Here is a 26731-nt window from a genome sequence, read left to right as displayed (position 1 = left end):
TAAGTCGATGCCCGGTCACTGAGCTAAAAGAAGAAAATCAATATAAAAAGCAGGGTATATGGTATCGTACGCGTCAGAAATACCTTTAAGAGAGCCTTTCACGGTGGAAAAAAAGAAAACCTTCCCGCAGCAGAAAAGCGGCTTGCACCCGCGTAACCGTCATCGCTCGCGCTATGATTTCCCGGCGCTGATCGCCAGTTGCCCTGCACTGGAGCCGTTCGTCAAACCGAACGCCTGGGGCGACATCTCGGTAGATTTTGCCGATCCTGCGGCGGTTAAAATGCTCAACCGTGCGTTGCTGCAACATTTTTATGGCATCGAACACTGGGACATTCCCGCCGGTTATCTGTGCCCGCCGATCCCCGGGCGTGCCGACTATTTACACCATCTAGCTGACCTGCTGGCGACCAGTAACGGCGGTGAGATCCCTCGTGGTAAAAGCGTGGCTATCCTTGATGTGGGCGTTGGCGCCAACTGTATTTATCCGATTATTGGCTTGAATGAATACGGCTGGCGTTTTACTGGTTCGGAGATTGATCCGGTGTCGATCAATACGGCCAAAATGATCGTGGAGATGAATCCAACACTGAGAAACAGCGTGCGTCTGCGTTTGCAAAAACAACCCGAATTTATTTTGAACGGCATCATCGGCGTGGCGGAGAAATTTGATGCCACACTGTGTAATCCACCGTTCCACAGCTCTGAACAGGAAGCGCAAGCCAGCACTCGCCGCAAACTGCACAAGCTGGGTAAAGGCGAGGTAGCCGACACGCCGGTACAGAACTTTGGTGGCAAAAGTAAAGAGCTATGGTGTGAAGGCGGTGAAGAAGCCTTTGTGCGTAAAATGGTAGAGGAGAGCGTTAGCCTGGCGCAGAACTGCCTGTGGTTCACCTCGTTGATTTCTAAAAATACGACCTTACCTTCGATTTATCACGCGTTGAAGCTGGTGGGGGCGGCCGAAGTCCGTACCATTGAAATGGCGCAGGGGCAAAAAATCAGTCGCTTTGTGGCCTGGACTTTCCACGACGCACAACAGCAGGTCGCCTGGGCGGCAGAACGCTGGCGTTAATTTCCCCGGTGCCGGTTATTTAACTGGCACCGATAAAACTTCGCATTTCCCTTTCAACTTCTGCATGTTGCGTTATTCTCAATATGTCTTCCAATACTAAATACTTGATTTTATGACGTTTGAGGATCGTGCTCCATCTCATGAAAATAGAACTGACCGCAGAATAACGAATCGCTCTTGAGGCACAATAAATTGCTTGAATCACTGTATTCGTTTTAGGTGTGGGATGAAATATCATTTATTCAAATCGCGTTAGGAAATAAAAAGCAATTTTTGTTAAATGAATAATGATATTAAATTTGATATTTATCTCAATATTTCTTACTTTACGTAAAGTAATTTTATTTTAATGCTTAATTCAGAATTAAAATAATTATCTGAATTAATGTCAAAATACGATTATCAATTAATGATATTCACTCAAAATTAAGTTATTAAATAGTGACTAACTTAATTGACGGGTAATAAATAGCCATTATTTTTATAAAAGGTAAATTAGATGAATAAGTTAAAAGTAGCCCTTGTTTCTCTTCTATTTTTAAGTCCATTTGCGATGAGTGCAACAGAAATTAATTATGTTCAATCCATGGATATGAAATTAGTTAGTAATATCAATGTGGTAATGAATGCAGCTACAACCACGGATTATGCTAATGCGGTATCTCAAAAAGCCGATGAGGCAGGTGCGAAATATTTCATTATCACTTCAGTAACTTCTGAAGGTGAAGGTAATGATATTGCAATAACCGCTAGCTTATACAATAAATAGTCTATATTTATATTTTATGCGTTGTGATCCACTGCACTTAAGACCGGTCTAAGTGCAGTTTTTTTTACTTTTCATCCCATGACTCCCATCTTATTTTGATAAAATCCCAAACCATTTTAAAAAATAGTGTTTAGCTATGTTAAAATTTTAATGAAAGATATTGGTAATTAAAATTGTGGAAGGCAAATTTTATTTATGGCTGATGAACTTACCCGCTGGCTAATAGAGTATGGTTACTGGGCGGTATTTTTGGGCTCAATGATTGAAGGGGAAACTGCTGCGTTTTTATCGGGAATTGCAGCCCATAAACAATGGCTCTCATATCCTCTTACTATGTTATTTGCAGCATTAGGTGGGGTTGTCAGTGACAACGTTTTATTCTTTGTTGGGCGTTTCGCGGGCGCTCGAATTTTACCGCGATTTCAAAAGCATCAAGCAAAAATAGAGCGGGTACAACAGTTGATCCAGAGCCATGAAAATTGGATTATAATCGGCATTCGCTTTGCTTATGGGATGAGGACGATAGGGCCTATCATTATTGGTGCCAGCAAAGTCAATCCAATTAAATTTTTTATCCTCAATGTGATCGGCGGGATTATTTGGGGATGTAGTATTGTTTCAATAGGCTATTTTATCAGCTCGATAGTCTTTGCTTTACCATTCCACCCTCATTTATCTTGGCTGGTCATTGGACTTGTTATTGTGGGATTAGCCATTCTGATCCGCAAAAAATGGCGTCGCTAAGTCGAATATTAAATGTTGGATTAGCCACCATTATCCGTGGTGGCTTAGGTCTATTTTTATTGTTCTGCTCGAATAATTTCACCCATTTTTTGCAGAAGTTCTGATGATTCATAGCGATCAGTTATGATTTCAATATAGGCAGCACAATCTTTGGATTCTATTTCCTCTAGTACCATTTCAAGTTCTTCACAAAGCGTGATTTTTTTACAAAGCCAATCGTGGCATCCAAAAGCAGCAGGAAGTTGAGCATAATTCCAGTGAGGGGTATCGTTATAAATATACTCAGGATTTTTACAAAATAGACGCTCGATTAAATAACCATCATTATTAAGCACAAAAATAATCGGTTTTAAACCCCAGCGCGCAAACAGGCTGATTTCTTGCACCGTAAGCTGATGTGAACCTTCACCAGTGGCTAAAATTACCCTGCGATGGGGAGCGGCAATTGCAGCACCTAAAGCTGCGGGAGTTGCCCAACCAATGGAACCCCACAGTGATTGAGTTTGAAAAGAAACTTCTTTAGGTAACAGTGCAAAGCCTAATCCCATGGAAAATGTACCTGTTTCAGCAATAATAATGTCGTTTTGCTTGAAGAATTTTTCGAGTCTAGGGTACAAATAGGAACGGGTAATTTTCCCGGTTTCATCCGCTTGAGGAACACCCAATCCGTAGGCTTTTAAAGCATTATTCGGAATAAATGTCAGAATATCTTTGAGTTCCGAAAGCAATTCATAAATATAAACATGTGGGTAAGTAACTGAGTCAATAATAACGTGATCTGCCAATATCTGAATGTGATTTTCAGGAGAAAGATTTGCGGTAAAGCAACCCGTATTAACATCACTCATTAAAGCACCGATATTTAAAACGCACTCACAGCTTTCAACAAAATTAGCGACCTCAAGGTTCATCAATCTTCCATTATAGACACCCATATATTGGCTATTGGTTTCATTCAAAACACCTTTATCCATAAACATAGTCGCATAAGGAAGATTGGTAACTTTGATAATAGTTTCTACATCTTTGACTAATTCAAAACGGGAAACCATGGAACCAATAAGTGCACAAGAACACTCGCTGCATATCAGCCTATTGGCGATTAAATTAATGACTTTTCTCAGAGTATTCGGGCAACTTTCTGGAAGCGATATGGGGACTTTTTTTTGTGGAACGATGGTTTGCTTGGCGTAATCTGCGGGTAGCCCTATATAAACTGGGCGACGCTCAGATAACGCATGGGTGATTAATCTTTCTATTTCATCAATGCAATTTTCGGGGGTAATAATGGTATGGGCACAGGATAGGGATTGAGCGATTCGGTAAAAAACCTCAAAATCACCATTACCTAGCGTATGATGAACGAGATATTTACCATGCTGAATATGACTCGCAGGCATGCCAACTAAATGAAAAATAGGTAGTTGTTCAGCATAAGCCCCTGCAATCCCATTAAGTGCGCTAAGCTCACCAACAGCAAATGTCGTGGCTAATGCAGCGACGCCTTTTATGCGTGCGTAGCCATCTGCAGCATAAGCGGCATTGAGCTCATTGCAGTTTCCTACCCAGCGCAGAGTATTATTTTTACAAATAGCATCATTGATGGGGAAGGCATAATCACCCGCAACACCAAATATATCCATAATTCCTATGTCTTGTAATCGCGTTAAAATATGTTCAATGACGGTTTTAGTCATATTTACTCTCCGTTCATAAACCAATGTTCACCAACGTATATTCGGATTTAATTTGTTTTTTTAGTTTATTATTTTAATATTTATAGAATTAATAGTAGGTTAAATATACGATAAGGGGAGAATTAAATTTATTAATCGGGGAATGAAAAAAGAAATGGCTAAATAAAAATGGCATTGGAACATTAATTTAAAATATACAAATGCCATTAAGAGAAAGTGAATATTAACGCTGAGCAGCGATCACCATAATTTCGACAAGAACCTGATCTCTTGCCATATTGGCTTCTACTGCTGCACGGGCTGGGCTGAATTCAGCAGGCATCCAAGCTTCCCAAACGTGATTAAATGGTGCGAAGTCACGAGACATATCTTTAATCCAGACTTGTGCCGATAAAATACGTGTTTTATCGCTATGACTTGCGGCTAATAAAGCATCAATTTTATCTAAGACTTCTTGAGTTTGAGCGGTAATATCACCCGATAAATTAGTCGGCACTTGCCCTGATAAATAAACTAATCCAGCATATTCAACGCTATCAGCTAAGCGCGGTTTTGGGTTGTTACGTTTAATGGACATAAATTACCTCGTTAATCCTTCTAAAGAAATGGGTGATTGTTGCTGGGTAATTAATTGGCTTAATATTTCAGCGCTCCCTGCAGCTAATGTAAAACCTAAACTGCCATGACCCACGTTTAACCATAAATTGCGGTATGTTGTTTTGCCTAATATTGGCGGTCCCTTTGGTGTTGACGGACGTAAACCGCACCATGCTTCTGCTTCATCAATTTTTGGTAAATTCGGGAATGTTTTTCTAATAATATTTTTTAAGGCAGATACTCTGTTTTCCCGTAACCCTAATTTGTCGTAGCCAATATCGACCATTGCGGCAATCCGTAATTGGTCATTGAGCTTGGCATATACGATTTTGTTACCGTAATCGGTAACACTCACTTTCGGAACGATATGCTCAGCCTGAGGGTATTCCACGCTTAAGCTGTACCCTTTTAACCCTAAAATTGGTACATCGATACCCAGTGGTTTCAGTAATTCACGGCTCCCATTTCCAGCACAGACAATCACATCATCGGCTTGAATTATTCCTTGAGTCGTTTCAACCGCCGTAATTTGGTTATTCACTTGAATAAAAGATTTCACGGAGTGTTCTAAACATAACTTAAAGGTGGGTTGGGTAGATAAATACGCCAAAATATTTTTGCAGAATAAATAACAGTCTGCGGTTTCATCACTTGGGGCATAGATTGCGCCAACCAATTGTGATTGGATATTTGCCAGAGCAGGTTCTAATTCAATAATCTCTTGGGTTGTGAGTATTTTTTGGAATTCTTTATCAATGGTTTCACTGGCTTTTTTAAAGCTAGACCGCTCGCGGTGGATAATTAATTTTCCTGATTTCTCCCAAGCAAAATCAGCAATATCTCCACTTGTACGCCAAGTATTCATGATATTTTGGCTTAATAAGGACAATCTCAATAAATGATCACCATTGATTTTATTGGTTGCGCGAGTACAAGCTAAGGTAAATTGAGCCAGCCAAGTCAGTTGCTCAAGGGAAAAATTGATCCTCAAATTTAATGGAGAGTCACTTTTTCCCATCCAACGTAAACCCTGTAACGGCACACCTGCATCGGCAAGAGGCGAAACATAGCGATAACTCAGCTGTCCACCATTGGCAAAACTTGTTTGCATGCCAACATCTGAATCAGATTCAATTAATGTGACTGTCTGACCCGCTTTTATTAAAGCATAGGCGGTACTTAATCCAATAACACCGGCACCAATAACCACCACATGTTTAGCCATAATATTCCGCAACCAATAATAACTAAGGAGTTATCATTTAACGGCGAATAGTCAGACTAAACAATTGAGTTTTCATTACCAGAGTATAACTTTTGGTTAACTACTGCGTTGCGTTTTTCTAGTATTAACGACAAAGTGTTTACATAATTTTGTGCCGCTTTGGTTAATGGTCTGTCTGCTCGATGAAAGACTGATACTGCCAGATGCAAATTTTCTTTGAGTGGGTAAATCATCGATTCTGGCAGCGTATGTTCGGCAGAAAAAATATCAGTAATGCTGCATCCAAGGCCAGCTCGGACAAATTCTGCTGCCATGTGGTAGGTATGCACACTAATATTGGATTCTGCAAATTCATGAACTTGCTGTAATAGCTGAGATAGAGAGTCTGAACCGGGGTGGATCCAACGGTCTTGATCTATATCCACTAATGAAACTGGGGAGTGGGTAGGGGGCTGGCTATCGACATACACTAACGGAATATCGGCAACGGGTAGCACCGTAATACCGCCTTCAATCGCGAGGTTGAAAGCAATTCCAATATCCAAATCTTGTTGGGTTAATAATTGCAGAATATCCGTGGTGTGATGAGTTCCAATGGTCAGTTTGATATTCGGATGTTTTTTTATAAATAGCGCAGTGACTTCAGGGACTAAGTTTAACCCTAGGCTAGGAAGACAACCAATCGCGAGTTTACCTTGTGGATTACGCGATAAATTTTGCGCCAAAATTCTGAGTCTATCTAGATTTTGATAAACCTCTTTTGCCTCTTCAAATAATAAATTAGCTTCGTCAGTAGGGATTAATTTCCCTCGGATCCGCTGAAATAATACTAAACCGAGTTGTTGTTCTGCATGTTTTAATGCTTTGCTGGCTGCGGGTTGGGAGATATGTAAAACCTCTGCAGCACGAGTGAGTGAGCCACAGGTCATAACGGCATAAAAAATATCAAGGTGCCTTAACTTCATTATCAGTAACCTAAACAGTACTTTGCATTTATTCCTATTTTACCGGAAAAAAAGTCATCAATCCGATATTGGGGTCACTTATAGATAAGGAAAATAGGGAGTAAAGGGGAAATAATGAGGAAAAAATATCAAAAATAAAAACACTGGCTCATATACTTTTGGTTATGAGCCAGTATCTTGTAAGTGAGGTTTATCCGATACTGACGCCCAGCTCGATAAATAATTTAATGACGATACTGTTAGTAATATCGACAAGGAATGCACCAACCATTGGTACGACTAAGAATGCTTTATGTGATGGGCTGAATGCTCGGGTAATGGTTTGCATGTTAGCGATAGCGGTTGGTGTTGCACCCATCCCAAAACCACAGTGCCCCGCACTGATGACCACGGCATCATAATCACTCCCCATCATCTTAAAGGTGACAAAGCAAGCGAACAGTACCATGACGACAGTCTGAACCGCGATGATGATGAGAACAGGGCCTGCCATACTGGCTAATTGACCAAATTTCAAAGACATCAGTGCGATAGCGAGGAACAGTGATAAAGCCACACTGCCTAAGACATCGACGGTTGGTTCAAAAACTTCGTGTTTAAAGATATGTGTCAGTACGTTGCGGATAATAATACCGACAAACAGACACCAAACGAAAGTCGGCAAGTGAAGTGGTGTGTCTTTCACTAATTCGCTGATATAGCTACCTGCCACGATACAGATAATCAGCATAGAGATCGTTTCAATGATGTTATTGGCATTGATCTTTCTCTTGACGCTCGGCTGCTCAAAGGCTTCTAAAATTGTCTCTTTTTCTTGTTCTGTCGCTTTTGGAATGGCGACTTTTTTCAGTAAGTGTCTGGCGACTGGTCCCCCGACAAGACCACCTAATACCAGCCCCATGGTTGCACATGCCATGGCAAGTTCAACAGCGCCAGTTACGCCATATTTGTCTGCCAAGATTGGTCCCCATGCTCCAGCGTTACCATGACCACCGGTTAAGGTAATAGAGCCGGCAATCAGACCAATAAACGGACTTTCATTGAGCATCACAGCCATGCCCATACCGACGGCATTTTGAATAACAATTAAAATAGTGACGGCTAACGTTAAAATAACTAGCGGTTTTCCGCCTTTTATCAGCCGAGCAAAATCTGAGCTCAAGCCAATTGATGAAAAGAATGCAATCATCAATGTGCTCTGTAGAGAGGTATCAAATGAGAAACTGTAACCCGCGGTTTTATCAACAATCAATAATACGATGGCAACAATAAAACCACCGACGACTGCATCGGGAATATGATTTTTCTGTAAAAAGGGGGTGAATTTAACAAAAATCATCCCAATAAGCAGCGCTAAGCATGCAAATAATAGCGTATAACTGGCATCTAGAATCATTATTTTACCTCACATTAGTTTACCAGAATGTGCATTTTTGCGATTTAACATTAGTTTTAAATTAAATTACTTTGCTTAACTTTTGTTTAACAATGAGTTTTGTTTGGGGTGCTATAACTTTTAGTTAACTAAATGGTTTAGAAAAATACGTTTTATCGATAGATTTAAATTTGATTTTGAATGTTATTTAAACAAAGTATTAGGAGAGGGTGTTTTAATTATTTGATTTTTATGTCTTTACTTTTAAATCACGAAAAGAGAATTGCTTATAAGAAATTATCTCTGAGCGAGATAAACACGTTGGGAAATTGAGTCGCGTCAATTGCGAGAAATGTGATGAGTAACTAATTCATAAAATATTCTATTAACAAATGTGGTTGGGGAGATAGCCAATATTGTTATTTTTTACGTTAATAACGAAGGGTAATAACATAAATGCCAATATTATGAGATAACTCAGCCTATTTATATGGATTAAATCTTAATCCATGGTGTTTTTTCCCATTTTATTTCTATCATCGAAACACGATGAATTTCTAATGATTTGTTTTATATATAAATAATAAGAATAATTATTTATTCGGTGAGCTTTTCACTATTGTTGGCGAAATGTTTTTCATTTAGGGGATTGGTTATGATGAGGGCATTATCCACCTATCTTGATTAGGGTATTTTTATATGAAGAAAACCATTCGCCAAGTAACCTTTGACCTATTACGTGAGCTAGATATCACTACAATTTTTGGTAACCCGGGCTCGACGGAAGAGACATTTTTAAAAGATTTTCCGAGTGATTTTCGTTATATCCAGACATTACACGAAGCCTCGGCGGTAGCTGCTGCGGATGGTTACGCCCAAGGCATGCGCAAAGTCGCAATGGTCAATTTGCACACCTCGGCGGGATTAAGTAATGGGATGAGTAATATTTTAACGGCATATATGAACCGTACGCCTTTAATTATTACGGCAGGAAACCAAACCCGTGAAATGTTACTTATGGAACCTTGGTTAACCAACATAGAGCCAGAAAATTTACCAAAGCCATGGGTCAAATGGAGTTATCAACCAGCACGAGCTGAAGATGTCCCTGCCGCATTTATGCGTGCTTATGCGATGGCATTACAGCCACCTGCGGGGCCTGTATTTCTTTCAATTCCTCTTGATGATTGGGATAAACCTGCCGAGAAGGACGCTGCCGTTGTTCGTACCGTTTCTGAGCGTATAGGGTATGATCCTATCCGTTTAAAATCCTTTGCTGATGCCTTATCACAGGCTAAGAATCCGGTATTAATCTACGGTTCTGCTATTGCTAGGGGGCGGGGGTGGGATGCCGGTATTGCTCTGGCAGAAAAATTGAATATTCCTGTTTGGGCAGCACCGGCATCAGAGCGCCCTCCATTCCCAGAAACACACCCTCTCTATGCTGGTGGCTTACCTTTTGCGATCCAACCTTTAGCGGATAAGTTAAAAGGACATGATTTAGCACTTATTATTGGTGCGCCTGTTTTCCGTTATTACCCTTATGTCGCGGGTGAATATTTACCGGACGGGCTGCGCCTGTTGCATATTACAGATGATCCAATAGAGGTAGGAAGAGCGCCTGTTGGGGACAGTATGCTAAGTGATGCAGTATTAGCTGTAGAAGGGTTAACTCAGTTGGTGTCAGCGAGAGCGGCTTCTCAAACTAAGGTGGTGAAACAGCCACATGGTATGGCGCCACATCCAGCCGCGCCAGAGGCCGTAAATAACGCAACCACCTTGAGTGCGGCTCAATTATTCCGTGCATTGCGAGAAGTTTCTCCGAAAGAAACGGTTTTAGTTGAGGAATCACCATCCAACTTAGGGGAGCTACATCGTGAATGGCCCATTGAACATCCTGATTCTTTCTATACCTTTGCCAGCGGTTCATTAGGCTGGAATTTACCTGCAAGTGTGGGTATTGCATTAGCGGAAAGGGATAGCGGTAGAAATCGCCCTGTATTATCGATTATCGGCGATGGTTCGATGCAATATTCCATTCAGGGTTTATGGAGCGCAGCACAACATAATTTACCCATTGTGTTTGTGATCCCGCGAAATAGCGAGTACGCGATTTTAAAATCTTTCGCTGTTTTAGAAGAAACGCCGGGTGTACCGGGTTTGGATATTCCTAACTTAGATATTGTCGCGCTGGGTAAAGGTTATGGCTGTACCGCAGTGAAAGCCACGACGGTTGAGGAAGTTCAGCAAGCTTGCAAAGAGGCTTATAAGCGCCAAGGACCTACGGTCATTGAAGTGCCTATCTTACCCCAAATTCCACCATTGATTTGATTCATGACTCTAAATTCTAAAGTCCCCCGGTAATTATCTAATTACCGAGGGACTTGTATGGTATTTGCCTCACATTGACGCCTGATGGTGTACAGTGTACACTTTTTGTGTACGGGTCATCACAGAGGGAACATCGTGAGCCATGGAATAAAATTTATCGAAACATCTATTTTTACGCGACAAATTAAGCAGATAGCTACTGATGAGGAATTAAGGACATTACAAAATGAACTCATAGGTAGACCTGAAAAAGGCGATATAATACAAGGGACTGGTGGAATAAGAAAAATGAGGATGGCAATAGGTAGCCAATAGGTAGCCAAGGTAAAAGCGGCAGCGCTAGGGTTATTTACTTTTTAGCTACCAAGGAAATTATCTACCTGATAATGGCTTATCCAAAGAATATGAAAGATAGTTTAACGGATGAAGAAAAAATCGCATTGAAAAAGGTAACAAAAATACTAAAAGGTGAGGTGTAACATGAGTTTCTTTAATGAACTAAAAACATCTTTGGAAGAAGCCGTTGAGATTAAAAATGGTGAGAAAGCAGCATCAAAAATTACCTATTATGAAGTTGCTGATGTTAAAGCGATTAGAGAACAGCTTAATGTTTCACAAAGTGAATTAGCGAATGCATTAGGAACCAGTATTGATACGATTAAAAGTTGGGAATTAAAAAGACGAAATCCAACAGGGCTGGCGGCTAAAGTCTTAATTGCAATAAAAAACAATCCAGCTTTATTTAAAATATTAGCAACTAGCTGATTATTTCTTTGTAGACTTTCTTTTGAGTCTTTTTTATAAAACCCCTAGGTTAGTTAATAGCTTACGTAGGGGTTTTCTTATTTTGAATGGAAGTCTAGTGCTTCACTAGCGTCGAGAAGTAATACACGAGTGGGATGGCGAGGATCCACAAGCTAATTGGGATTTCGCGCCATTTGCCTGCAACTGCTTTAATTAAAATATAGAACAGTAACCCGCCGGCGATCCCTGTACCAAAGCTATTGGCAATAAGCGTAATCATCACCATCATCAGAACGGGCAAGCCGTCAGTGAAATTCCCTAAATCCACTTTACGTAATCCGCTAAACATATTTAAGCCGATAAGAATTAAGGCCGGTGCAGTTGCTTGTGCTGGGATCATTAATGCCACTGGGGTAAATAATAACATTAACAGGAACATAAACGCTGCCGCTAAGGCGGTCATGCCAGTTTTACCGCCAGCTTCAGCCGCAGCTGAAGATTCAATTAATGCAGTTGCTGCAGGTATTCCCACTAATGGTCCCAGTGCCGCTGCGATAGAATCAACAATAAACGGGCGGTTGATATTTGGCATATTGCCTTCTTTATCTAATAGACCTGCTTCACCACCAACGGCTAATGTCGTACCCATCGTGGAGAAAAATTCCGCAGCAAAGAACACAAATAAAAACGGTAGGAATGCAATATTTAAGGCGCCAATTAAATCGACTTGCCCCAGTACCGGAGCTACTGAATGTGGGATCCCGATAAAGCTCTCGGGTAATTTAGTGACGCCAAATGGGATACCTAAAATAGTGGCAAATAATATCGCCCAGAGAATGCTACCCGGAATACGGCGAGCTTGTAAGGCGATGGCGACAAAGAATCCAGACAGTGCGACTAATGCTCCCGGAGACAGAAAATCTCCCAGCATTAATGCGTTAGTTTTCGGATTGGCTAATACTAAACCCGCATTACGAAAACCAAGAATGGCAACAAATAAGCCAATCGATGCAGTTAATCCAAGTTTAATCGATTGTGGTACAGAGCGAGTGACAACCTCACGCAGCCCAAATTTGGTGAGCAAGAAAAATAGAATTCCTGACCAACATGCTATTCCTAAACCAATTTGCCAATCAATTCCTTCGCTACCTGCAAGGGTGATCCCGACCAAAACTGAGCCGCCGATTCCAGGGCCGACAATAAAAGGTAAGTTTGCATAAAACGCCATGAGTAGGCTAGCGAGAACAAATACAATGATGGTTCCCGTGGTAGCCGCACCTTTATCCATGCCACCAACTGCCAGTAAACCCGGAATGACGACTAGCAAATAAGCGGCAGCAAGAAAGCCGGTTATGCCTGCTAAACATTCTGTTTTCACGGAACTTCCACGCTCACGTAAAGCAAAACGTTTTTCCAACCAACTCCCTGATGTTGGCTGATGAGAATGATTAGCCATTAATTGGCGCTCCTATCATTATTATTGGTATTTTGGGTTTGTTCGTGACGTTGTAAAACGGCATCAACAATTTGACGTGTCGTACCGCATGTTAGTCCTAAATCGGTTAAATGAGGACCTGCATTACAAGCAAGGCAAGTGCCTTCAATCGCTTTAAAGACTCGATAAGGTGGCTCCCAATCGGCAATTTGATGGCTTAATTCCCGTAACCGGCGAAATTGAGCCGCTAATTCTGGGGCAGGTAAATCGGATAGCATGCCTGCAATGGGCATAGCCACATGCGCTAGAATTTTTCCATTTTGCACTAAAGCCATACCCCCACCACTTTCGATAAGCAAGTTGGCTGCGATTGCCATATCTTCGGGATCGCGTCCTAGTACAACAAGATTATGAGAATCATGAGAATAGCTGGTGGCAATCGCACCACGTAATTCTCCCCAACCTTTGAGTAAGGCCATTTGAGGCTCAGATTGATGGCGACCATGACGATGTTGAACGCGAATTAAACTGAACTCATCAGGAAGTTGTACGATGCCATTCTCAATTTGAACGTCAACTTCTCCCCATTGAGTAAATCGAGCGCCACTAATATGGCGTAGGCGCGCTGTACCATTGTTAATATCGGTGAGCTGTAATTGACAATCTTGGGTGCGAATTGGAGATAGATGCATAGTATCTCGTGGCGGTAAGACATCGCTAGGGACGGCGAGAGGATCGATTAATTGCCCTTTTTGAGCGATCATTTTTCCGGCTACATAGACTCGGTGAGCTTCTAAGGTATTGAGTGAATCGAGTACCACTAAGTTGGCACGGCGTCCTGCTGCAATTAACCCAAGATCGTTGCGTTGTAAGCGAATAGCGCCATTGAGAGTTGCAAAACGTAAAACATCTGTGGCTTTCATTCCATGCTCAATCAGCAAGTTTAACAGTGCAATGATCCCTCCTTTTTCTATCAGAATATCAGGAGGAACATCATCGGTGCAGACAGTAATCTGCGACGATAAATGAGGCAGTGTTTGTAATGCGGCGACAATATCTGGCAGTAAATAAGGGTGTGAACCGCGGATCTCTAATGTGAGTCCAGCTCGGAGTTTTTCAAGCGCATCTTCCGCCGAAGTTAATTCGTGATCGGAGGTGACGCCTGCCGCTAGATAAGCTTGTAAATCTGCGCCTTTTAATCCCCTTGCATGACCTTCAATGATTTTTCCGGAACTTAAGCCAGCATCGAGGATCTCTTCCATGCGTTCACTACCATTGAGTACACCGAACATGTCCATGACTTCTGCAACCCCACGAACTTCCGGCCAACTCAGCATGGTGGTCATCTCTTGTCCGGCAAAGTCTGCCCCCGACATTTCTAATCCGGGAGTTGAAGGAACAGAAGAGGGAGCTGCAACCATCACGTCTAACGGAAGATTACGACTGGAATCAATGGCATAACGAACGCCCTCTAAGCCCAGCACATTCGCCAATTCATGGGGATCCCAGAATACGGCAGTGGTTCCTTGAGTGAGCACGATTTCGGCATAGCGAGCTGGGGGCAAATGAGAACTTTCTAAGTGAACATGGGTATCAATAAAGCCAGGCGAGAGATATAAGCCGGATAAATCATGGGTTTCATAGCTATCATCGCGGCTACCTGTAGGGTGAACACTGGCAATAAGGCCATCGGTAATACCGACATCAGCAGGACGAATTTCCCCAGTCACCATGTCAATAATATTGGCTTTAGTGAGTAACAGGTCAAAAGGAATTTCGCCTTTAGCTGCCTGTATAGCACGACGTCGAGTTTGCGTTGTTAGCTTCATAAAATACCATCACTGCGGATTAATGTTGGTTACTTTATGGGGTGCGCAAACGTTTGCCAAGATGATAAAATTTATCACATCATAAAGAGAGGTTATAATAAGCTCCATCATCATAATAAAAACAAACAGATTCAATGGGGATATCAGTATGAGTCAGCCTTGGCAGCGTCTTCCTGCACTTACGTTAAAGCAGCTCCAATACTTTGTGACGTTAGCTCACTTGCGTCATTTTACGGAAACAGCTAACCGTCTTGCGGTCAGTCAGCCGGCTCTAAGTAGCGCATTGAGACAAGTTGAAACCATCATTGGAGGTAGGCTGATTAATCGAACCGCCGCATCGGTTACGCTCACTGAGTTAGGTGCAGCTATTTTGCCTCACGCAGAGCGAATTTTAAGTGTGTCTCAGCGTGGGTTTAGTGATATCCAAAAAATTATCGAAGAGGGGGGAGATGGAACATTACGTATTGGGCTAGTTCCTTCCGTGAGTTCTCTGCTGTTTCCGTTAATTCCGCAGCAACTTAGCCAGCATTTTCCTCGACTTAATGTGGAATTCTATGATCAAACCAATGACTCGTTAATCAATAAGTTAGTTAATAATGAAATCGATTTTGGTATTGGCGTTATGGATAGTTCGGTACCTGCGGAGTTAACGTTATATCCATTGCAAGATGACCCATTTGTTGTGGTCGCTCATCGAGATGATATTCTGACGGAGAACGAGTTTCATCTACCTTGGAAGCATTTAAATCATCGGGATATTGCGATATTTTCCAAAGGCAATATTAACCGCTTGGTGACGGCAACCATTGAAAGTAATCGGCTTAATACTCGCATTCGCTATCAAGTCGACTATATTGAAACCTTGTATGGATTAGTGAGATCAAAACTGGCTATCGGAATTTTACCTCAGTTATATACAGTACATTTGCGGGATCCAGACCTTAACGTTTTACAGTTGCAGCAGCCTGCATTAACGCGATCAATATCATTAATGCGCAATAGTCAGATACTGACACCCATGATGGAATCTGTGTTTCAGTTATTATTAAAAGTGTTACGCAGTAATCACACGGATAAGCCTTAAATTAAGCTAGTTTATTAGTTAGTTTTCATATTTATCTATTATTATTTAGTTTTACAATGATAAAGAGTTGAAAGCACTTATAGTAAAAATAATTTTATTAAAATGAATAAGATTATTGCCCTTGACTTATTGTATCTATTTTATTGAAAAAATTAATGGGATGTTGGGGGGATTAATGAAAACTATATTGAAAATAAGTTTCTTCACGGCGGCAATGATGTTGCTAACCGCGTGTGATGGCTTCGATATTGTCGGGAATAAAGGGAAATTTTATTATAGTAATCCAACAGAGCAGGCTTTTTCATTTAAAGTAGATGGCAAAGATTATCAGGTGGAGCCACGCCAGTTTGGAGTTATAACGTTAGCAAGTGGCGAGCATCGATTGGAAGATGCATCCGGTAATGTCACCCAATTTATGGTGTATGAACATAATTCTGGTGGGATTTTAAACCCTCATCATGGGGTCTATTATGCCTTATCAGAAGTCTATTCTAATGATGAAAAAAATAAAGGTTATCAACCTGCTAGCCGCGATGTAACCATCTATGGTCATGAGTTAAATTTGCCCATTAAAAGCACGAATGCCACGGTGATTGATGGCAACATATTAAGATGTACTTATCCCATTGGAAAACCATACCCTGAGCCTAAAAATAATCCAAATAAACAAGAAGATATTAAATCTAAATGTTTTGATCAGGCAGAATTAATTGAATATTTTGCAAATGTATACGATAAAAATTTAGTTCCAAAAACAGAGTTTAATGAAAACAATAATTCGCTAAATATTAATTTAAGTTACCAAATTCCTGATGTGAAATTTGAAGATCCGCAAGTTCAGTCTATTGCTCAAAATATTATTGATTTAACTCAGCAATTGAAACAGTCAAATAAAGTCGATATTCATCAGGATTTAAATAAACAATATCACCAGCTGATTGTGAGTTTAGTGGAAAGCTATTCGGAAAGTCCATCCAGTAACGTACCGACTGAATACATCAAGCTAAATGAGTTTATTCAAGAGATAAATCAACTTCGTAACTATGGTGTTTGGGTGAAGTAGGTCTATTGATGTAATCCCCTTCAGTATGAATAAATTTAAGAATTTGCTTATAAAACAAACAGAGTAATCTTATTTGATATCCCGCATAAACAAGGAAGATAGAGGATAACTTCATCGAGATATTATCATAAGGGGCTAGCTGATGAGTTTATCTAAGACGTCATTTTGGACCGTGATATCGACCGCTTTTTTATTACTCTTTTCTAGTGTATCAAGCAGTAAATCTATAGTTGAACCTAAGAAAGATTCTGAGGTTTTAGATTTAGTGTTCATCTTGGATAAAAGTGGGTCAATGTCCGGCTTCGAATCAGACACCATTGGTGGATACAATAGCGTATTAACCGAAAACAGAAATAAATCAAACAAAACATTTATCACCACCATTTTATTCAATAACAAAACTAGCCTGCTACATAATAGAGAACCTATTGATAAAGTTAAAAATATTACTCTTAATGATTATCAAGTTGGTGGAAATACAGCGTTATTAGATGCGATCGGGAATAGCATTGTAAAAATGCGCGAGAATCGCAAAATCACGAAGAACAATAATGTGTTATTCGTGATTATTACTGATGGCGAGGAAAATAGCAGTATCAAATATAACCAAGCGAAAATCAAATCGATGATTAAGTCTGCCGAAACGGAAGACAATTGGGACTTTATTTTCCTTGGCGCCAATATTGATGCGATTTCAGAAGCGAATAATATCGGAATTAAAAGTTCTAATGCCACCGGATATGTTCAGGATGATACCGGTTATGGTAAAGCCTATAAAGCGGTGAATAAAGCCGTAGAAGCAAAACAGAATGCCGCACCAATATCAGAGGAATGGAAACAGGAAGTTGAGCAAGACGCGAAGGATCGCAAAAAATAATAAGATGTAAACCTAGGAATAATTTATTAACTTAACAAGTCAATAAAGGTCGGTAATCGAAGCCCCAATAGTGATATTGGGGCTTTTTTATAAGCATTATTTCTGTGATTTTAACGACTCAAATAACCCTTTCGCTAGTTGGTCTTTTTCAGATTGAATGCCGGGCAGTACAAAATAATAACCGCCGCCAAATGGCTTGATATAACGCTCAAGAGGTTCACCATTAAGGCGTTTTTGGGTATCAATAAACCCCGTTTTCAAGTTTTTTTGATAGGAGACGAAAATCAATCCCATATCAAGTGCCCCATTATCGGTTAATCCTAATGAGTAACTGTAGCTACGGCGTCTGAGTTTAGCCGTATAACGGCTTGGGTTTCTTGGTTCAGCACGGCGCATGTGGGAATCAAATAGCACGCGATCTCCGTGGGGATCTTTTTCAAACGCGGGGTCATCCATTTCATGTTTCATTCCCATCGGAGCACCGGTTTCTTTATGGCGACCAAAATCATTCTCTTGATCTTCCAATGGGGTTCTATCCCAAAATTCTAGATTAAAGCGAATTAGGCGTACCGCTTGGTATGTTCCACCAATACACCACTCCGGTTCTTTGGCTTCTGATGTGACCCAAATCAGCTCATTCATCAGTTTGCTATCATCCGTTGGCGCATTACCTGACCCATCTTTAAACCCAAACAGATTGATTGGTGTAGAGCGGCGATCAATATCCCGTGACGGTAAGAAGCCGTCGATTTTCCACAGAGGAAACCAAAATGGTGAAGTATGGCGTAGGATATCTCGAAGCGCATAGATTACACTTTCTTGGCTGTTGGCACAGATTTGTAATACCACATCACCCCCACACCATTTATCTTCTAAACGGTCATTTGGGAAGCTGGTCATCTCTACAAGATAACGTGGTTTCAGTTTTTCTAAGCCGAAGCGTGAATCGAATAAGGTATCACCAAGAGACACGGTTACACTGAGTGAATCCGGTTGTGCCAGTGATCCTAAAATCCCAGATTCCGCAGGGGGCATTTTATCATTCTGATTAGGTGTGGCTTTCTGTACTTGGGTTAGATGAGCAATGCGCTGGGTCAGAATGGTAAATAGCGTTTGTAGCTCGTCGATGGATTGTGTGGTGATATGAAAAGCAATAAATGAGGCATTTTTCTGTTCTGGCGTGAGTACCCCAGGTTGATGCTCGCCTAAATAGTTGATAGCTTTATCATAATTTAGCTGACAATCGGCGATAGATGCCTGAGCACTGAGGGCTGGGGCAGCTAAAATTGCTCCGCCCATCGCGAGAGTTTTCAATGCACTACGTCGAGATAAATTCACCTGTTGTACGTCGCTTATTGGTTTATTTTGCATAAAAACATGCCTTAATATTTGTAGTAAACATCAACATCGAGTTGGGCGCGTAAAGTGGCCAATAGCTCCGCTTGTTGAGTTAACAGTGAATAGAGCGCCATTTTATCTTGTCGTTTTAATTGGCTATAAGGCGCATATTGACCTTTAGCTAATTGATATGACTGCACTATTTTATTAATTTTCTGGTCATTTTCTTTTATTTGGTCGAGGGTTTTTGTCTCAACAAATGGGCTGATTACTTCGATAATCGCTTGTGAACCTTTCGCGTTGGCAGCGATATCAGTGAGGTCTGATTGGCTATAAATATTCTCTTGTCCCGCCAATTTTGTCTCAAGGATCATTTCCATAAAATCAGCGGATGCTTGCACCAACTTGGGTATTTCGATGGTTTCAGTCAAGACTCGCTTATGCAGGTCACGCCCTTTCAATAACAGTTCATCAGCGGCAGGAAGTGCGGCTTTAATATCTTGTTGGGAAAATAATTGGTATTCGACCAAATGGAATCCGGTAAAGCGATAATCTTTTTCTTTATCCAGAAAATAGTCAGCGCGAGGATTAATGGTTCTATCGGTATTCCCAAATAACATAATGATAGGGCGAACGGTTTCATAGTGTTGGTGGGCTTGAATATACGCTGATTTAGCTTGCGCTAAGTGACCTTTTTTCAAACACTGATTGAGAATATCGAGTTGCTCTACCATTTCGCCCAGCTCATTCGTGACAAAGGCTAAATAATTTTGGATTGCGGGCTGGTATTTTTCAGGGGTAGGAATATCCCCTTTTGCAATGACAATATCATCCCCTGTTTGCACAGGGGATCTTAAGGCTTTGCCATGAGCGGTGGATATGATGAATGTCGCTAAAAACAAACTCAGTGTTATTTTGGTCATATTACGCATTTTGTAAACGCTGTTTAGTTGCATGATGTTTACCCCAAGCAAAGAGCGTGATAACCACAACCCAATAGACAACAAAAGTAATGACGCTGAGCCAGATAGGTTGTGAGCGGTAGGCAAAGAATGACGAGATAAAATTGCCTGCTACGCCAGAATCATCAAGAAATGCGGTCGTATCCCAAGCGGGATAAATTAAGAATTCAGGAATGGGGTAATCAAACTCGATCATCAAGTTTGAAATTTCTTCAACGCCTTTGAGTAACAAAGAGAGTGCGAGGAACAGTAAAATTACGCCAGTAACTTTGAAGAATATATTCCATGAAATAATACGGTTTGTGAGAAGAAATGCATACAGGGTCATAGCTGCAATCACAATTCCCGTCGCGACTTCAAAGATAAATTCATTCGAATTTTCTGCCGTCAGGGACATGATGAAACTGGAAAGGAAAACCACAATTTCGCTACCTTCGCGAGCAATGGCAATCGCAATAATCAATGTTGCTCCCCACCAACTATGGTGCTGAGCGTTACGGTTAATTCCCGATTCAATTTCCGTTTTCATGGATCGACCGTTTTTGTTCATCCAATACACCATTTGGACGATCAATATACAGGCGAGGATCTCCATAAAGATCATGAAAATGGATTGCCCTGTATCATCAAGGACGTTGAATACACCGTAGATTAACAGTGCTAATAAAATAGAGGTAACGATACCGAGAGCGACACCGCCCCACAGATATTTCATCCCATTTTTAGCATCGGGGTGGCGTTTTATCCACGCATAGATGATGCCGATAACTAATAGCGCTTCAAAGCTTTCACGCCAAACAACAAACAGAACCTGCCCCATATTAAATCCTACTATTTAGCAATGATCTCGCCTTTTGGGTGAGAGAGGTGGAAGTCGTCAAAAAAGCTATATGTTCCTGGTTTTAATGGTGCAATCACCACTACCGAGCTAGCCCCCGGGGCTAAAACTTTTTCTTTTCTTAATTGAATGCTTTCGAATTCTGCAGGTTCAGTGCCGGTATTGGTTATTTTGATTCGAATAATGGTTTTGGCAGGGACTTCGAGAACGCGAGGAATTAAATCCCCATTTTTCATTTCTAGCTCTACGGTGTATTTTTCAGCACTAAGCGCCGATTGAGGGAGCAATGCACAAACAAAAACCAGTAAAGCGCTCAGTAATGTTTTCATTTTTAGCTCAAATCTTAAAGAATTGGTAAAGACCTATGAGCGAAAAAGGGCTTACGTAGAAGTTTAACCCCACGAAAGCCCTTAATGCATAGGATGTAAATTAGTAACTGCCTTTGCGACCTATGCCTGCATAGTCAAAGTCCCAAGAGACTTCAAACGGCTCAAACCATGGAGCAACGCCAGTTTCTTTATCAATATGGCGTCCAAAAGAGGCTTGTTTATTATGGGAAGGCGGATAGATTTTATACGTTACACGGTATTTACCATTACCGTCTAATTTAATATTTTCGCCATAGTGTGGACCATCACTTGCCACCATTGGCATGAATGTACCCGTTTGAGTTTGTGGCTTATCGCCTAATTTGGTAACGGAATACTCAACGGTCAAGTAAGGCATCCAATCGCCTTCAGCGAATCCATTTGGGTTTTCTTCTACTGCATGAATATCGGCTTCTAAGTGAATATCTGCTTTATCCGCAGCTAGGTGCGCCATTGCATGGTGACCTTCTTCTGTGTCCATGGTGATAGGTTGTAAATAAACACCTTGGATTTCCATCCCATTTTTAATGACTGGGTGACCGAGAGGATACTCTTGAGCAAAAGCGGAAATAGAGAACAGAGCTAAACCTGAAACGGCAGCCTGATACGCAAATTTCATTGTGACATCCTTACCTGATAAAGTTAGAAGCATAATGATAATCATTACTATTCATAAATGACAAGGGGAATATTTTACCTTCTTCATTAATGTTAAAGAATGAATCATTTAAATTTAATATTAATCAATATGTTAATTGGTTCTTTTTTAGAGTTGAAAAATAAGTTAAAGAAAGGTGATTTTGCTCTGGGATGGCATTTAAATTTATCTGGTATATTGAAATAACAAATCGACGGTCTTTCTCTAACTGTAGGTAAAGGGGTTGCCAATGCAAAAACGTTATCTGGATTGCTCTGCATCCGAAATCGCCCAATTAAATAAGAAAGGGTTATTGGAAGCGATTAAGGCGAGTGAAGGGCGCTTATTGGTCAGTGAAACTATCGGAACGCTTCAACCAGTATTAATGACCGTAACCAATGCTGAACTGGCGGCCAGTCAGGGGGCCGATATCCTGTTGTTGAATGTCTTTGATGTGAACAATCCAGTGGTACAAGGGCTACCGGAGGGGACGTTACCAGAAGAGATTATTCGGACACTAAAGCATTTAACGGGTAGAGCCATTGGCGTCAATTTAGAACCCGTTCCCGCTGGATTTAATAATCCGCACCAAGATAAGCAATGGAAAATATCCGAAGGTCGATTGGCGACGGTAAAAAATGCCCTGAAATTAAAACAGATGGGAGTCGATATTATCGTCCTAACCGGTAATCCTGGTAATGGAGTCACAAACCAAGAGATCAACCAAAGCTTAAAAGAACTTAAAGCCGTGGTGGGTGAGGAGATGGTTTTAATCACGGGAAAAATGCACGCAGCGGGCGTGTTAAATGCTTCTGCTGAGCAATTGATTACCGAAGACGATATTCGTTCTTTTATTAGCAGTGGCGCGGACATTATTTTATTGCCTGCGCCGGGAACCGTACCGGGAATTACATTAGAATTTGTGCAGAGAATGGTGAGTTATTGTCACTCTCAAAGAGTGATGACGATGACTGCCATAGGGACGTCTCAAGAGGGGGCGGATACTCAAACGATCCGTCAAATTGCGTTAATGTGTAAAATGGCAGGTACCGATTTACATCATATCGGTGATTCAGGCTACAACGGCATAGCACTCCCCGAGAATATTTTGAATTACGGGATTGTGATCCGTGGAGTGCGGCACACTTACGCCCGCATCGCGCGTTCAATTAACCGATAATCTCTGCAATTTATCTGGGCGAGGTCCTGTTATTATTGTATTTAGGATCTCGCTCGAAATGTTATTTCCACCGCTAAAAATTTATACAATTCCCATTATACTTCAGGTAAAATTTCGCCCATTTTTCTAAAAAAATAAAAGAAGTGAGTTATGTCGCAAAATACTAATTCGGTGCCTAAAATTGGCTTCGTTTCACTCGGCTGTCCCAAAAATCTCGTTGACTCAGAGCGCATCTTAACCGAGTTGCGTACTGATGGTTATCAAGTCGTTCCAAGCTACGATGATGCCGATTTGGTGATTGTGAACACCTGCGGTTTTATTGATAGCGCAGTGCAGGAATCGTTAGAAGTCATCGGTGAAGCTCTGAACGAAAATGGTAAAGTGATTGTGACAGGATGCTTGGGAGCGAAAGAAAACCAAATCCGTGAAGTTCATCCTAAAGTGTTAGAGATCACCGGACCACATAGTTACGAACAAGTTCTAAACCATGTTCATCACTATGTACCAAAACCTGAACATGACCCGTTCTTGAGTTTAGTCCCCGAACAAGGTGTGAAGCTGACGCCAAAACATTATGCCTATTTGAAAATATCTGAAGGTTGTAATCACCGTTGCACATTTTGCATTATTCCATCCATGCGAGGTGATTTAGATAGCCGCCCAATTGGAGATGTACTCAATGAGGCTAAACGTTTAGTCGAATCAGGCGTGAAAGAGTTATTGGTTATTTCTCAAGATACTTCTGCTTATGGTGTGGATGTTAAGCATCGTACGGGCTTTTGGGAGGGGAAACCGGTCAAAACGAGTATGGTGGGGTTATGTGAACAACTCGCCTCTATGGGTGTATGGGTTCGCTTGCATTATGTGTACCCTTATCCGCATGTGGATGAGGTGGTCCCGTTGATGGCTGAAGGGAAAGTCCTTCCTTATTTAGATATTCCACTTCAACATGCCAGCCCGAAAATTCTGAAGCTAATGAAGCGTCCTGGTGCAGTAGAAAGAACATTAGAGCGAATTAAACGCTGGCGTGAGATTTGCCCTGAGCTGACTTTACGTTCTACATTTATTGTCGGTTTCCCGGGGGAAACGGAAGAAGATTTCCAAATGTTGCTCGATTTTTTACAGGAAGCTAGACTTGATCGGGTGGGCTGTTTCAAATATAGCCCGGTCGAAGGCGCAAAAGCGAATGAATTAGCTGATCAAGTCTCTGAAGAAATTAAAGAAGAGCGTTACCATCGCTTCATGCAGCTGCAGCAAGAAATCTCAACGCAAAGATTACAAGAAAAAGTAGGGCGCAAATTATGGGTCATCATTGATGAAGTTGATGATGAGGGGGCGGTAGGGCGCAGTATGGCTGATGCTCCTGAAATCGATGGTATGGTGTACCTTAACGGGGAATTTGACGTTAAAGCCGGGGATATTGTCAACGTGCTTATCGAGCATGCTGATGAATATGACTTATGGGGAAGCCTTGTTCCTGAGTCATTTTAAGATGATTTTTAGCCTGCTAACGTTATTTTTTAGCAGGCTAAAAAATGGGAATATCATATTTTGATTTCTTTATATTTCGGTAATTTGATCTACATCATCCCGCGAATATCTATCAAATCATAACTTGATCTAGAATATGAAAATTAAATATCAAATAGACATAATCAGGGGTAATACTTATCGATGAATAAGGCTGGTTATGACGATTGACTTCACTATCCCTAAGCTCGCACAGCTTACCGAAAAATCCTCATGCACTATTAGTCTCGATCTATTAACTCAACTTGCAAGCACCACTATCATTGATGGTTTAAAGCCGATCAGTGATCTTAATGCTGGGGCGTTATTACTAAATAGTTATGGGTGTGTTTTATGGTCCAATAATCAGCAAGGAATGCTCGAAAAGGCCTCAGAGCTATTCTTAGCAAAAATGGGGCAAGGTGCGCAATCTTCGCAACCAATAGAGCTACAGGGGGAGTTTTACTATTCGGCGCTTATTTATGATGAAAGTCGCTTGTTAGCCGTTGTGATGATTACAGCAAGTCAGATCAAGAGCAATTTATTATTGGCACTTACCTGTTCTTTGGGACGGGAAATTAGTGAGAAGCTCAAGAGTTACTTTTATTGGCAGAAATTATCAGATAAATCTGAAGAACATACTTTGTTCAATAACTTGAATATTCATGATGTAGAGAAGGCCCTGATCATTGAAGCTGCATTAGCGTTTGGCGGAAAAATACAGGAAATGCACCAAGCCCTCAATATGGGGCGAACGACATTATGGCGAAAGTTGAAGCAGTATCAAATCGATATTCGAGATTACAAACTATAGATCCCTTAGATAAAAAAATCGCTTCTACTATTTTTTGGTAAAAAGTAAAAAAGTTCGAAGCGAGCAATTCACACTACCTTTGCGGTAAGGACTAAGCTTATCTCCTCAGATAAATGAGGAAGGCTTTGTCACGCCTATTGGCGAATTATACGAAAGAGAAAAAATGAAAAGAGATAGGATTATCGTCTATTTATAGAGATAAGTATGTTGATCTTGGTCTTCATTTTTTAGAATTTCTTATTAATTTTTATTATAGATTTTTATTTTAGAAATGCCCTTTACTCTCAGCAGTAGTAGCACGAATTATGAATGTATATAGTTTTATATTTTTAATTAAAGTAAATTTATTAATTTATTCATTTTTAATAAGTGATTTATTTAGTTATTTTCGTATATAAAATATTTTCATCCTATGAAATCATAGTGCAGATTATTTATCTTGCCACCTTCGATTTGAAATGAAGATGCGAGGTCTATAACCTAAATTATGAGGATTGGCTCAGGTTGAATATTTAAGCTAATATTGAATATGAGATTGGAGTCTATATTTTGTACTGATGTATTTATTGGGCTATTTTATTTAAGATGACAATCGGATGGTTTAAAATTAAACCATCCGATAAGTGGAGATAGGGGGTAATAAGTATTAAGCGTTAGCTGAATAGGTATTGATATATTCATACTCTTGGATTAATTGCGGTAATGATTTTATTCCTAGTTTGGTATAAATATTTGAGCGATGTACTTCTACCGTTCTCGGTGATAAAGATAATTTCTCCGCGGTTTCTCTGCTGGTATTACCGTCTAAAATCATGTCCATGATTTCACGCTCTCTAGCTGATAAACGGTCGAATTTATCTGAAAGGAATACATATTTTTTATGATTTTCATGTGCTTCAGAGAAGCAGATATGAGCACTTTGTATTGCACTCAATAATTCATGGTCATTAAATGGGAACACGTGAAAATCGAATGCACCTGCTTTAAAACAGTCTCTGCATAGTACCGTAGAGGACTCTTCTGAGATAGCAATAATGGGTATAACTCCTAGAAGATGAGTAATATTTTTTAATTTATGAATACGAGCAATATCATTATTTAAAAATAACAAAACACAGTCCGTTGCATTTTCTTCTAACGGATAGGTATAAGTACTAATAAATACCTCTTCGTTATTATAAAATTTAAATATAAAATCAAAAGATTCCATCTTTAATTTCAGTTTATTCTTAAAGACATTATCATTTTCTATAATTACGTGAATGGTGCTGTTCATCACCA

At 40.5% G+C, this 26731-nt stretch carries 24 protein-coding genes and 1 pseudogene; 12 read left to right on the top strand and 13 right to left on the bottom strand.

Annotated features, from left to right (window positions below; genetic code table 11):
* Positions 1-103: 103 nt before the first annotated feature.
* The 3 genes from rlmF (at position 104) to EL244_RS13570 (ending at position 2582) form a co-directional block, all read left to right on the top strand.
* The gene (gene rlmF / locus EL244_RS13580) at positions 104-1069 is read left to right on the top strand and encodes a 23S rRNA (adenine(1618)-N(6))-methyltransferase RlmF (protein WP_166806852.1); all 966 of its coding nucleotides are present in this window, start codon (positions 104-106) and stop codon (positions 1067-1069) included.
* A gap of 499 nt (positions 1070-1568) precedes the next feature.
* Complete coding sequence (locus tag EL244_RS13575; RefSeq protein ID WP_126461573.1) at positions 1569-1838, top strand: YdgH/BhsA/McbA family protein; 270 nt, start codon at positions 1569-1571, stop codon at positions 1836-1838.
* A gap of 195 nt (positions 1839-2033) precedes the next feature.
* On the top strand, positions 2034-2582 hold the full coding sequence (locus EL244_RS13570) for a DedA family protein (protein ID WP_006815216.1): 549 nt from the start codon (positions 2034-2036) through the stop codon (positions 2580-2582).
* A 56-nt stretch (positions 2583-2638) separates the two neighbouring features.
* On the opposite strand, the gene EL244_RS13565 is transcribed toward EL244_RS13570, so the two are convergent.
* From EL244_RS13565 to gltS, 5 genes are all read right to left on the bottom strand, one after another.
* On the bottom strand, positions 2639-4279 hold the full coding sequence (locus tag EL244_RS13565; protein WP_126461570.1) for an alpha-keto acid decarboxylase family protein: 1641 nt from the start codon (positions 4277-4279) through the stop codon (positions 2639-2641).
* Between the two features lie 223 nt (positions 4280-4502).
* Complete coding sequence (locus EL244_RS13560; RefSeq protein WP_006815214.1) at positions 4503-4856, bottom strand: RidA family protein; 354 nt, start codon at positions 4854-4856, stop codon at positions 4503-4505.
* A 3-nt stretch (positions 4857-4859) separates the two neighbouring features.
* Positions 4860-6101: a D-amino acid dehydrogenase gene (locus EL244_RS13555; RefSeq protein WP_126461567.1), complete on the bottom strand. Its 1242-nt coding sequence runs from the start codon at positions 6099-6101 to the stop codon at positions 4860-4862.
* Between the two features lie 56 nt (positions 6102-6157).
* Positions 6158-7066: a LysR family transcriptional regulator gene (locus EL244_RS13550; RefSeq protein WP_126461564.1), complete on the bottom strand. Its 909-nt coding sequence runs from the start codon at positions 7064-7066 to the stop codon at positions 6158-6160.
* A gap of 190 nt (positions 7067-7256) precedes the next feature.
* Positions 7257-8462 (bottom strand): sodium/glutamate symporter, encoded by a 1206-nt coding sequence (gltS, locus tag EL244_RS13545; protein ID WP_006815211.1) that lies wholly within the window; start codon positions 8460-8462, stop codon positions 7257-7259.
* 678 nt (positions 8463-9140) lie between these two features.
* On the opposite strand from gltS, the gene mdlC reads away from it, so the two are divergent.
* From mdlC to nadS, 3 genes and pseudogenes are all read left to right on the top strand, one after another.
* Positions 9141-10772 (top strand): benzoylformate decarboxylase, encoded by a 1632-nt coding sequence (gene mdlC / locus EL244_RS13540; protein ID WP_126461561.1) that lies wholly within the window; start codon positions 9141-9143, stop codon positions 10770-10772.
* Between the two features lie 135 nt (positions 10773-10907).
* Positions 10908-11251 (top strand): annotated as a pseudogene (locus tag EL244_RS13535) (type II toxin-antitoxin system RelE/ParE family toxin).
* A gap of 1 nt (position 11252) precedes the next feature.
* A complete protein-coding gene (gene nadS / locus EL244_RS13530; protein ID WP_006815208.1) occupies positions 11253-11537 on the top strand; it encodes a NadS family protein in 285 nt (94 codons plus the stop codon).
* Between the two features lie 94 nt (positions 11538-11631).
* Here nadS and EL244_RS13525 read toward each other — a convergent pair whose 3' ends face one another.
* Together EL244_RS13525 and EL244_RS13520 are read right to left on the bottom strand one after the other, a co-directional pair.
* The gene (locus tag EL244_RS13525; RefSeq protein WP_115164644.1) at positions 11632-12972 is read right to left on the bottom strand and encodes an NCS2 family permease; all 1341 of its coding nucleotides are present in this window, start codon (positions 12970-12972) and stop codon (positions 11632-11634) included.
* Entirely contained in the window at positions 12972-14780 is a 1809-nt protein-coding gene (locus tag EL244_RS13520; RefSeq protein ID WP_126461558.1) for an adenine deaminase, read from the bottom strand. Before EL244_RS13520 ends, EL244_RS13525 begins: the two co-directional genes overlap by 1 nt.
* 148 nt (positions 14781-14928) lie before the next feature.
* Between EL244_RS13520 and EL244_RS13515 the strand changes: the two genes are divergently transcribed.
* The 3 genes from EL244_RS13515 (at position 14929) to EL244_RS13505 (ending at position 17804) form a co-directional block, all read left to right on the top strand.
* Positions 14929-15864: a LysR family transcriptional regulator gene (locus EL244_RS13515; RefSeq protein ID WP_126461555.1), complete on the top strand. Its 936-nt coding sequence runs from the start codon at positions 14929-14931 to the stop codon at positions 15862-15864.
* Positions 15865-16039: 175 nt separating this feature from the next.
* Entirely contained in the window at positions 16040-16927 is an 888-nt protein-coding gene (locus EL244_RS13510; protein WP_126461552.1) for a hypothetical protein, read from the top strand.
* A 142-nt stretch (positions 16928-17069) separates the two neighbouring features.
* Positions 17070-17804 carry a vWA domain-containing protein gene (locus tag EL244_RS13505; protein WP_126461549.1) on the top strand — a complete coding sequence of 245 codons (735 nt, stop codon included), beginning with the start codon at positions 17070-17072 and terminating at the stop codon, positions 17802-17804.
* Between the two features lie 96 nt (positions 17805-17900).
* Here EL244_RS13505 and efeB read toward each other — a convergent pair whose 3' ends face one another.
* The 5 genes from efeB to EL244_RS13480 form a co-directional block, all read right to left on the bottom strand.
* A complete protein-coding gene (gene efeB / locus EL244_RS13500) occupies positions 17901-19175 on the bottom strand; it encodes an iron uptake transporter deferrochelatase/peroxidase subunit (RefSeq protein WP_112837294.1) in 1275 nt (424 codons plus the stop codon).
* A gap of 11 nt (positions 19176-19186) precedes the next feature.
* Positions 19187-20074 carry an EfeM/EfeO family lipoprotein gene (locus tag EL244_RS13495; protein WP_126462862.1) on the bottom strand — a complete coding sequence of 296 codons (888 nt, stop codon included), beginning with the start codon at positions 20072-20074 and terminating at the stop codon, positions 19187-19189.
* A complete protein-coding gene (locus tag EL244_RS13490; RefSeq protein WP_006815200.1) occupies positions 20067-20924 on the bottom strand; it encodes an FTR1 family iron permease in 858 nt (285 codons plus the stop codon). The genes EL244_RS13495 and EL244_RS13490 overlap by 8 nt, the downstream gene beginning before the upstream one ends.
* An 11-nt stretch (positions 20925-20935) precedes the next feature.
* Positions 20936-21271: a cupredoxin domain-containing protein gene (locus EL244_RS13485; protein ID WP_006815199.1), complete on the bottom strand. Its 336-nt coding sequence runs from the start codon at positions 21269-21271 to the stop codon at positions 20936-20938.
* A gap of 100 nt (positions 21272-21371) precedes the next feature.
* The gene (locus EL244_RS13480) at positions 21372-21929 is read right to left on the bottom strand and encodes an iron transporter (RefSeq protein ID WP_039855189.1); all 558 of its coding nucleotides are present in this window, start codon (positions 21927-21929) and stop codon (positions 21372-21374) included.
* A 268-nt stretch (positions 21930-22197) separates the two neighbouring features.
* Here EL244_RS13480 and EL244_RS13475 point away from each other — a divergent pair, with 268 nt between their 5' ends.
* From EL244_RS13475 to EL244_RS13465, 3 genes are all read left to right on the top strand, one after another.
* Complete coding sequence (locus EL244_RS13475) at positions 22198-23127, top strand: DUF7916 family protein (RefSeq protein WP_006815196.1); 930 nt, start codon at positions 22198-22200, stop codon at positions 23125-23127.
* 150 nt (positions 23128-23277) lie between these two features.
* Complete coding sequence (gene rimO, locus EL244_RS13470; protein ID WP_126461546.1) at positions 23278-24618, top strand: 30S ribosomal protein S12 methylthiotransferase RimO; 1341 nt, start codon at positions 23278-23280, stop codon at positions 24616-24618.
* A gap of 199 nt (positions 24619-24817) precedes the next feature.
* On the top strand, positions 24818-25450 hold the full coding sequence (locus EL244_RS13465) for a helix-turn-helix domain-containing protein (protein ID WP_126461543.1): 633 nt from the start codon (positions 24818-24820) through the stop codon (positions 25448-25450).
* A 646-nt stretch (positions 25451-26096) separates the two neighbouring features.
* Here the strand turns inward: EL244_RS13465 and EL244_RS13460 are convergent.
* Positions 26097-26726 (bottom strand): response regulator transcription factor, encoded by a 630-nt coding sequence (locus EL244_RS13460; RefSeq protein ID WP_126461540.1) that lies wholly within the window; start codon positions 26724-26726, stop codon positions 26097-26099.
* Positions 26727-26731 lie beyond the last annotated feature (5 nt).

The organism is Providencia rustigianii (assembly GCF_900637755.1).
GTDB lineage: Bacteria > Pseudomonadota > Gammaproteobacteria > Enterobacterales > Enterobacteriaceae > Providencia > Providencia rustigianii.
The sequence above is the reverse complement of the archived record's forward strand: the minus strand, read 5'-3'. Positions and strand labels throughout refer to the sequence as shown.